Source organism: Stieleria sp. (assembly GCF_041595215.1).
Classification (GTDB): domain Bacteria; phylum Planctomycetota; class Planctomycetia; order Pirellulales; family Pirellulaceae; genus Stieleria; species Stieleria magnilauensis.
Genome location: NZ_JBFHKV010000489.1, coordinates 1 through 6,019, shown reverse-complemented (window position 1 = coordinate 6,019; position 6,019 = coordinate 1). Strand labels below are relative to the sequence as shown.

Sequence of the window (6,019 nt, the reverse complement as noted above, 5' to 3'; positions counted from 1 at the left end):
TCCCCGGCGGCCGGGGCGCGGTGACTTCATCGCTGGCGATTTCCGCCGAAAGACTTTGCCAATCGCGTTTTGAACGCAGCCCCGTATCGGTCGTGTAGTGCAACTGCGCAGACTTGAGGTGTAAGGCACTGGTGTACGACAAGCGGACCGTGTCGCCGTCGGTCGCCATCGCACCAGGTACCGGCAGAGGCGTGCCGCCGCGGCAAAAGGAATCGATGTACAAGCCAATCTCGTGGGGAGCCCAACCGGGCTGGTGCCCGTGTCGCATCTTGACCTCGATGCGCATCTGCTTTCGCCCTGGCACCACATCGTAGCTCTTTTGGTAACTGTCCAGTGGGTAGTGAATGTCATTTGTGCCGTTGACAAACAGTATCGGTACGCGGCAGCGAACGAGCAGACTCGACGGATCGTACGCTTCGATCCACTGCTCGCGTCGATCACCCAATTTGTCGATAGCCGGCTTTTGCACCGATTCACCCTGATACAGAAAACCGCAACCGTAAACGGGGACAGCGGCTTTGAAACGATCATCGACCGAAGCAACCAGACAGGTCGTGTAGCCACCCCAGCTGATCCCCGTCACCGCGGTGCGATCCGCAATCACCTCGGGAAACGATCGCAGCAACGAATGAGCTCGAATGACGTTTGCCACCGCATGATAGGGCCAGTCGTCGGACACATCGCCGCCAATGCTGTCGAACTTTTCCGCGTGTCCGTGGTTCGGCCCTCCGTTCGGGAGACGCGTGCGCGTGCCCGCTTTGCCGGCTTGATTCGGAACCGGGACTCCGCTGTTGTCGTAAAGAGGATCGATCGGCCGACTCCCTGACAAATCCATCGCGATCGCAGCGTACCCGCGTTTGGCCCACAACCAAGCCCACTCGGCGAACGCGGTGCCACCACCACCGTGAATCAATACGACACCCGGAAACCGTTCCTCGGCATTCGCCTCCCCGAGCGTCGCGGGGGAGGCATAGAACGCGAACACCTCAGTCGAACGGCCTTCATACGCTTCGCCCGCGTACAGCAACGAACGCACGGCACCGGTTTGTGATAGCCAGCGCATCTCCGGCGTCTTTTTCAACTCGGTCAGATTCCAGACGCCGATCTGTTCCGCATGGTCAGTCGGTCGCTCCTGGGCAACGGAAACACCTAGCCACGTCGCGCAAGCAGCAACGCTGAGCAAAAAACAGCGAAGCAGGAACATGATCGAATTTGAGTCTTGACGCATGAGTCGATTCGCCGGATCAGGCGTGAGTGGAAGGATGATGGGAGGGACTCCGATGACAGGAGTTTATCGCGGACACCTTCGGCGAACCACCAACATGCCCCCGTGCAGCAGCAGCGCCGTCAACCGGAGTCAACGTCATGCTGGATGCCCATACGCTTGCGCGGAACGCGATTATCCAATCGTGCGATCGGATTCCTGCGATCGGATTCAATCAACGGCCCGCCAAGCATGTCAGCACTTGATCAGGATGGTCGCTGAACAGACCGTCGACCTTGGCTTGTTGGAGCGAGTCGATCAATTGCTGCAGCGTCGCGCATCCTTTGGGCAAATCATCGGCCCGCACGGTCCAGGGGTGCACCGCCAAACCGAACCGGTGCGCCTCGTCCACCAGATCGGTCACCTCCGCCGCGTCGGCTTCGTCCCAACGGACGATCGCGGCCAGGTTGGGACCGATGCCATCGACGACCTTCGCCAAATCGGCCAGCCCCTCGGATGTCTTCATCCGACTGTAATCGGTTCCGGAGCGGGCGTCGTGTCCATCACCGACCAGCTGAATCAAGCGTCCCTGATAGGACAATTCCTCGCGGATCCGACGGACCTCGAATTCATCGAAGCACTGCAGGACACAGGGGTCGCGTTTGTCTCGATAACCGAATCGGTCCAAGGATTGGAGCACGATGCTGGTCAAATCACAGCCTTCATCGCGGTGCCAGGACGGTTGCTTGATCTCGGGATAAATGCCCACCTGGCGGCCGGTCGTTCGGTTCAGGTTTTGGATGAAACGAATCTCTTCGTCCAACGTACAGATCCGGAACCCGCCGGCGCCGCCGGAATAGCGTCCCGGAAAGACATTCCGTCCGTTGCGGTGATCGAACCGCTCCAGAACCTCCAACGTCTTCAGTTCGGCGAGGGTGAAATCGATCGCGTAGTATCGGCCGTTCGGACGACTTCGCCCATGAAAGCGCCGCGCGACGTCGGTCACCGTATCCAAATGAATGTCGTGCAGCACGACGGGATGATGGTCCTTGGTCGCAACCACGTCCTGTTCCAAATAGTCCGCCCCCATCGCGTGGGCGATTCCTTTAGCGACCAGCGTGTGTTCGGGCACATAGCCGCTTGCGCCTCGGTGCGCGATCACGATCGGCCTGGATACAGGGGCAGTCATGGGGCGTCCGCCTCGACGATGACGTCGGCCAAACTGCTTCGCAACGGATCATCATCGGGCCCGCAGAATCCCCAATGAAGATGTTTCCGCCAGCCCTCGGCATACTCAAATTTGCCGCTCATCTGTCCCGTTTCGGCGTTGATGTCCCGCATCGTCTGCAGATAACTGTCCATCCCCTGACTTTCATCCAACCATTCCTTCTGGCTGGCATGACAGGCGAGCAACTCGACTTTCTTGTCGATCAGATCGGTATGGTCGACGAAAAAATGGGGCATCACCAGTTCGCCGAGTGGAGTCCGATTGCCGACCGGCTGGCAGTGATACACCGTGACCGGTTCATAGAACGGCGGGACCGGCGGGTCGCTGACCAGATTGGGCATGCCATGCGAAAACGCGGCGCTGACGGCCAGACGACAGGCGATCTCGTGGTCCTCCATGTAGTCCGAAGGCGAATGGGTCAGCACAATCGACGGCTTGGCCGTCCGAACGATCGCGGTGACCTTCGCCAGATTCTCGAAACTGTACGTCGCCGCCATGTCGGGATAGATCGGATCGTAAAACGTTGCCCCCATCATCTCGCACGCGTTCTTGGCTTCCGCCAAACGCGTTCGCGCGCACTCCTCGCGGTCCATCGTCGTGCTGCCACGCGAACCGTCACAGAGGTTGACGTAGTGCAAATCCCAGCCGCGCCGCGCGAGCTGTAACATCGTGCCGACCATCAGATACTCGATGTCGTCTGGGTGGGCGGCAATGGCAAGAACCGAAGGCATCAAAATCTCCTTTCATTCATCGCCGGATGCGAGCACCAACTACGCCCCGCTTCCGGACAGTCACTCGTTTTCATTGTCGTCAGTCAGCACTGTCTGTCAGGACTGTCAGTCAGCACTGCGAAAGAGCGAGCCGAGGGATCGATCAAATTGCCCGCGCGTCACGACGACGGGAATCCCCGCCTGCTTGGCCTTGTCCAACCGGGCAACTTGAACATGTGGTCCATACGCCAACACCTTCGCGTCGGGACAAATCTGACCACACTGCTCCATCAATCCTTCGACGACACCACTTCGCGTCGCCAGATCGACGATCACGTAGCGGATGTCGCGGCGGTCGGGCAGCGAGGCGGCGAGTTGAAACTCCAGCCCCTCGGCCTCGGCCGCGGCGCGGACCCGCGACGCAAACATCAGATCACCCGATAAAAAAACGACGGCCGGTTCGACGGCTGAATCGCCGGCCGGCTCCGCTGACACTTGGCTCACTTGCGTTTTTCCATTTCCGATTTCATGAACGCCAGGCCCTCGGTGGCCAGTGTCATCTCGTCCGAAAACATCTTGCGCCAGATCTTCGTGGCCGCCGCGATTTCGGGAAGCGCCAATCCGAACGCTTCGATCACCAGCCAACCGTCGTAGCCGCTCTTGGCGATCGCGTCGAAGTTTTCGTCCCAGTTGACGCCGCCCTTTCCGGGGGTGCTGCGATCGTTCTCGCTGATGTGGATGTGATACAGTTTGTCGCCGCCGGCCAGCACCGCATCGGTCACACTTTTTTCTTCGATGTTGCTGTGGAAGGTGTCATACATCATGCCACAGGCCGGATGATCGACTTCGCGCACGAACCGCGCCGAATCGGCATGGCAATTGAGCAGGTAGCACTCGAACCGGTTCAACGCTTCGACGCCCAACCGCACACCGACTTGACCGGCATGTTCGGCGACCTGCCGCATGCTTTCGACGCCCCATTTCCATTCGTCGTCGGTCGGGCCGGCGCCGCTGAACAGTCCGATCGCCGAATGGTAGGGTCCGACGAGCGTTTCGACGCCCGCGGCGGCACACAGATCCAACGTCCGTTTCGTCAAATCAATTCCTTTCTGACGCACGGCGGCGTCGGGAGAAATCGGATTGTCTTCCTCGCCGCGAATCGTCACGCCGGTGCGGCCCAGCCCCAATGAATCCAGCTCCGCACCGATCGCTGCGTAATCCAAATCCAAATTAAAAATCGGCAATTCCACGCCGTCGAAACCGGCCGCCTTAAGTTTTTCACAAACCGGATACATTGCTTCGGTGACTTCGCCGCTCCACAGCAGCAGATTCATGCCGTACTTCATTGATCGTTCATCCTAGGGAATGGGTGGAAAAAGAGTCGATCCGTCGGGCGGAGTCAGGAATCGAACACGCCGGAATTCTACCAACTCGCTGGCTTCTTGGAGCCAGGGCAGAACCGAATCCGGCAATTCGGCCAAACCGACACGGCGCATCACCTGATTGAGCCGCATCAATAACCGGCGGTGATCCACATAGTCGTACAAAAAGCGGGCCTCGGCGTAGCGACGGATCGCGCCGCCCAATCGGTCGGTCGGTTTCCCGGTGATCTGATTGACGCACCGCTGAATCAATTCCGGCGACGTGTCATCAACCAGTTGATAATATCGCTCGATCAGCTCGGGTCGATCGCGGATCCAAAACGCATCCAACAGGATCTCGATCAGAATGTGTCCGACGAACATCGGGCGAAATCCGCGATCACCGGGCAACAAATCTCGCAGTCCCACGGCCAATTGCAAATTGGACTCCACGAACACCGTCGTGTTGTGAAACCAGCGATCGTCACGAATGTGATGCAGAATCCCGGTCGCGACGTCCCGCACCGCATCGTCGTCCGAACCGAGCGCCGCCATCGCCATCCGCTCTCGGGCGCGAATCTTGCGGTCCACCACGCTCAGAAAATCCGGCACACCGGTACTGACCGCGACCAGCGGATGATCCAGATAGGGTATCGCGTGGGAGAGAAAATTCATGCGGGGCAGGGCAGGGCGGGGCAGAAACCACTCGGGGCAACGACGAGCGGAAAAGGGGGCAGAACGGAAAAGGGGTCAGGCACCAAAAACCAAAAGGCCCAACGGGTGCTTCGCATTTTTGGTACCTGACCCCTTTTCCGCGACACAATTCAAAGTCGACGGAGCACTACGCAAGATACCGCTCGACCCCCGCCTGCGGATAGCCGTCGTAAAAGCGTCGGATCCAGTGCCGTCCCGACCAGTGCTGCAGATGTCGCTCCCATCCCATGCGTTCCAAGAATCGGTCCGAGATCGAACCGTTGGAGACGTGGGCGACGATCGCCGACGCGCCCCGCAACCGTGCGATTTCGTGCAACACGTGGCAGGCACCGACGAACGACCGGTAACCGGCGCGGCGGCCACTGCGAACATAATCCAGCGTCAAAAACGACGGCATCCCCAACGGCTGGTGATAATCCAGCCAACACAGATCATCGTCCGGTCGCCCGTAACGACTCTGCCACCAGACCTGCGCCATCGAAACGCTGCCGCAGATCCAGCGTCGCTCGATCCGCACCAGCTTGCCCGCGTGCATCACGATGCGCCCGCACCGCCAGCGGCGGATCAAGTCCGGTCGTTGTTGGGGGTTCGTGATCGAGCGGCAGAACATCGTCGGCGGCGGCGGCGAGAGGGGAAGCGTGGCGTGCTGAACTCTAGCTCGCCGCTACAGCCGTGCCGGCGTTTTATCCAAGCTCGTTCCCTCGCCGGAGCGTCACGCTGTGAAGCATGTATCTGCCCGTATTTGACGAGGTTTTAGCGGCAGGGCGCGAGCCCAATACCGCTCAATCGAGAAGCGAAAATT

The 6,019-nt window shown here is 59.6% G+C and carries 7 protein-coding genes; all 7 read right to left on the bottom strand.

The features are described from left to right. Positions 1-1,228, bottom strand: a 1,228-nt coding sequence (locus ABX749_RS18515; protein WP_372897268.1) for an alpha/beta hydrolase family protein, incomplete at its 3' end; no start/stop codon positions are given. A 211-nt stretch (positions 1,229-1,439) separates the two neighbouring features. Continuing rightward, a complete protein-coding gene (gene glpQ, locus ABX749_RS18510; protein ID WP_372897267.1) occupies positions 1,440-2,393 on the bottom strand; it encodes a glycerophosphodiester phosphodiesterase in 954 nt (317 codons plus the stop codon). Further along, entirely contained in the window at positions 2,390-3,163 is a 774-nt protein-coding gene (locus tag ABX749_RS18505) for a PIG-L deacetylase family protein (protein WP_372897266.1), read from the bottom strand. The genes glpQ and ABX749_RS18505 overlap by 4 nt, the downstream gene beginning before the upstream one ends. Positions 3,164-3,268: 105 nt before the next feature. Beyond that, positions 3,269-3,646: a histidine kinase gene (locus tag ABX749_RS18500; RefSeq protein WP_372897265.1), complete on the bottom strand. Its 378-nt coding sequence runs from the start codon at positions 3,644-3,646 to the stop codon at positions 3,269-3,271. Further along, positions 3,643-4,488, bottom strand: a complete 846-nt coding sequence (locus ABX749_RS18495; protein ID WP_145219662.1) for a sugar phosphate isomerase/epimerase — start codon at positions 4,486-4,488, stop codon at positions 3,643-3,645. Before ABX749_RS18495 ends, ABX749_RS18500 begins: the two co-directional genes overlap by 4 nt. A gap of 12 nt (positions 4,489-4,500) precedes the next feature. Next, positions 4,501-5,178, bottom strand: coding sequence for a hypothetical protein (locus ABX749_RS18490; RefSeq protein ID WP_145219665.1), 678 nt, complete (start codon positions 5,176-5,178; stop codon positions 4,501-4,503). A 166-nt stretch (positions 5,179-5,344) separates the two neighbouring features. After that, a complete protein-coding gene (locus ABX749_RS18485; RefSeq protein WP_372897264.1) occupies positions 5,345-5,752 on the bottom strand; it encodes a hypothetical protein in 408 nt (135 codons plus the stop codon). Positions 5,753-6,019 lie beyond the last annotated feature (267 nt).